This is a genomic window from Haloactinopolyspora sp. (genome assembly GCF_027324685.1).
In the GTDB taxonomy this organism is placed as follows: domain Bacteria; phylum Actinomycetota; class Actinomycetes; order Jiangellales; family Jiangellaceae; genus Haloactinopolyspora.
Window position 1 is genome coordinate 1 of sequence record NZ_DAHVSH010000086.1, and the last position, 3,077, is coordinate 3,077.

Annotated in this window: 2 protein-coding genes and 1 pseudogene; 2 read left to right on the forward strand and 1 reads right to left on the reverse strand. The window is 70.1% G+C overall.

Going from position 1 to position 3,077, the window contains the following annotated elements; genetic code table 11:
- A pseudogene (locus M6444_RS09645) lies at nt 1–1,586 on the reverse strand (hypothetical protein); the annotation flags it as partial.
- Between the two features lie 194 nt (nt 1,587–1,780).
- Here M6444_RS09645 and M6444_RS09650 point away from each other — a divergent pair.
- The gene (locus M6444_RS09650) at nt 1,781–1,987 is read left to right on the forward strand and encodes a hypothetical protein (RefSeq protein ID WP_298326159.1); all 207 of its coding nucleotides are present in this window, start codon (nt 1,781–1,783) and stop codon (nt 1,985–1,987) included.
- Nucleotides 1,984–3,077: chloride channel protein (locus tag M6444_RS09655; protein ID WP_298326162.1), on the forward strand; the 1,094-nt coding region annotated here is incomplete at its 3' end. The genes M6444_RS09650 and M6444_RS09655, both read left to right, overlap by 4 nt.

Below are 3,077 nucleotides of genomic sequence, written 5' to 3' on the forward strand. Positions count from 1 at the left end.
TGACGTGCCAGGTGCAGCGCCGCTTCCAGATCCGCCTCGGCCCGTGGGTAGTCGGTCAGCCACAGCCGCAGGACACCCCGGTGCACTGCTGCCAGAGCTTTCAACTCCGGGCTCACCGGTGCTGCCTGCTCGCTGAGCGAGACGAGTTCGCTCGCCCTGGGACTGCGGTCACCGGCTGACCTCGCCTCCGCCATCAGCGCCGTGACGTGCAGCAGTCGCAGCCCACGATCACGGTGCTGTTCGGGGCGCCGCCCGACCAGGTCGATGTAGTACGTCGCCGATTCCAGCGCACCGCTGTCGAGCGCGGCCAGCGCCGCCAACAGCGCAGTGGCCGGTCGGGAGACGAGTTCGTCGCGCAACTGCCGCACGGTCCGCAACAGAATCGACGCCTCCCCCGCGAGCAACAGCCGCACACCGTACCGGTCGACGAGTTCGGCCACGCGCGGCCAATCCGTCCCGTCGGCAGCATGGTCGAGCGCCATCACCGGGTGGTCGTGATCTTCGAACCATGCCGAAGCGCGGACGTGGTATCGACGCTGGGCCCCGGTGTCGCGCCGGTTTCCCTCCGCGGAGAGAAAGCTGCGCAGCAGGCCGTGCAGGCGGAACGACGCCGGGGTGCCACCCACCCGGTAGACCAGTGCGTTGTCGCGAGCCAACTGATCCAGAACGCCGCCGGCGTCGTGGCGCCCGGACAATCGGGCCGCGAGGTCCGGCGTGAGGGTTTCGGCCACCGAGGTGGTGATCAGCAGCTCCACGACGTCGTCCGGCAGCACCGTCAGAACCTCGGCGACGAGGTAATCCGCCAGCGGCCGGTCGTCCCCGGCGAACCCGGCGAGATACTTGCTCACATCGTCTTTTCCGGCCAGCGAAAGTGCCGCCATCCGCAGCCCGACCGCCCAGCCCTCGGTACGCTCCATCAACAGGTCGAGATCGCTCTCCTCGAGCGGCACCTCATGCCCGCTCAGCAGCTGCGCCGCCTCGGCCCGGTCGAAGGCGAGGTCGCTCGCCCGCAGCTCCCAAGCTTCACCGGTCAGGATCATGCGGGCCAGCGAGAACTGGGGATCGAACCGGCTACCCAGGACCACACGCACGCGCTCGGGCCTGCTCTTGATCAGCTCGGCCAGGCCGGCCAGCGAGTCGGCGGAGCTGATGTGATGCACGTCGTCGAGGAAGATCCACAGCGGGCGCGGCAGGGAGTCGAGGGCCTCGAACAAGGCGGCGACGAATCCGTGCACGCCACCGGCTGCCGGCGGGCTCAACGCACCAAGACGCACTTCGGCCAGCGGATCCACCCCGCGCACGGCCCGCTCGCAGGCACAGAGGACCCCGGACCACAGCACGAACGGGTCGTTGTCGTCGTCGCCCAGGGCGAGCCACGCGCTCGCCGCACCGTCCGAACGCACCATCGTCCAGCACTGGGCGAGCAACATCGTCTTGCCCGAACCGGCAGGTGCCGACACCAGCGTGACGCCGCGCCCCTGTGAGTCTGCGGCAGCGACGCGGCGCAGCAGCCGGGCTCGGGGCACTGCGCTGGCCGGCATACGAGGAACCCGCAGCTTCGCTTCGAGTACCTTCGCACGTCTCACGTTGACGCCGCGACCGGCCACTCACGCCAGCGTAGTCAGCGTTCGCCGCCGGGTAACAGGCCGAAAGTCCGTAGTTCGACGCGCCAACCACACCGCGGTGCACGTCGTATTCACCCCCGCCGGGTGAGGCCGGCACCACCGAAGCCCTGCGATGGTCGATCCGTAGCCTCCGCTCGTCAGCGAAAGGCCGGTCGATGCGCTACGAGTTCCTCGTCGCGGGGCATGTGTCGGAGACGGTCCGGGCCGCCTTTCCGGAGTTCGACGTCGCCGACGGGCCGGCCGGCGGAACCGCCATCTACGGGCCGGTGCGCGATCATGCCGCGCTCGGCGGGGTGCTGGCCCGGTTCGACCAGCTCGGTCTGATCGTCGTCGAGATGCGCAAGCTCCCGGATCAGTCGTGAGCGAGCATCGGTCACCGCGCGCTCATCCGGAGGAGCCGGCTCCAGACGTGGAAGGCGTGCTGTACAGCAAGGCCTATCTCGCCGTCCTGCTCTTCGCCGCCCTCCTGGGCATTCCGGTTTCTCTGCTGGCCTTCGCCTTCCTCACCGCGGTGCACGAACTCGAGCACCTGGTCTGGGAAACACTCCCGCAAGCGTTGGGCTATGACACCGTGCCGCCCTGGTGGCCGCTGGCCGCACTTGGGCTGGCGGGGTTGCTGGTCGCGCTGACCGTCACTCACCTGCCCGGGCGTGGTGGCCACGTACCGGCCCACGGACTCGGCACCGGCCCGACAGCGGCCCGCGACCTACCGGGAACGTTGCTGGCCGCGGCGGCCAGCCTGGTACTCGGCGCGGTAGTCGGCCCGGAGGCACCGTTGATCGCCCTGGGCAGCGGGTTGGCGGTGCTCGCGGTCACCCGGGTGAACGCGACGAGTACGGCCACAGTGACATCCGTTCTCTCCGCCGCCGGATCAGCCGCGGCGATCTCGGCGGTCTTCGGCAATCCGGTCGTGGCGGCGATCCTCTTCCTCGAGGTACTCGGGCTCGCCCGCCGGCGGACCATGATGGTCGTCCTGCCATGCCTGGTGTCGTGTGGTGTCGGCGCCGTGGTCTTCACGGGACTCGGCGGTTGGACCGGTCTCGAGATCGGGTCGCTGCGCGTTCCTGGCCTCACCGCGTCCCACCTGGACGTTGCCGCCGTCCTGTGGACGTTGCCGCTGGCCGTAGGCGTCGCCGTGGCCATGCGAGGAGTGTTCGCCATCGGTCGCCGCACCGCCGAGCTGGCGAGCTCGCGCCCGGTGGTGGTCACCCTCGCTGCCGGTCTGCTGGCAGGTGCAAGCGCAGCGGTCTACGCCGTCGGCACCGGCCACTCCCCCGGCGAGGTCGCCCGGTCCGGGCAGGCCACGCTCGCCGATCTCGCCGCCGAGCCGGCGCAATGGTCGACCGGCGCCCTGACGATGCTGCTCGTCTGCAAGGGGATCGCCTTCGCACTGTGTCTCGGTGCATTTCGCGGCGGCCCGGTGTTCCCGGCCGTCTTCCTCGGCACGGCGAC

Bases quoted from the DNA above. Each gene is read 5' to 3' on its own strand.
- M6444_RS09650 (WP_298326159.1), top strand. From the start codon at position 1,781: ATGCGCTACGAGTTCCTCGTCGCGGGGCATGTGTCGGAGACGGTCCGG.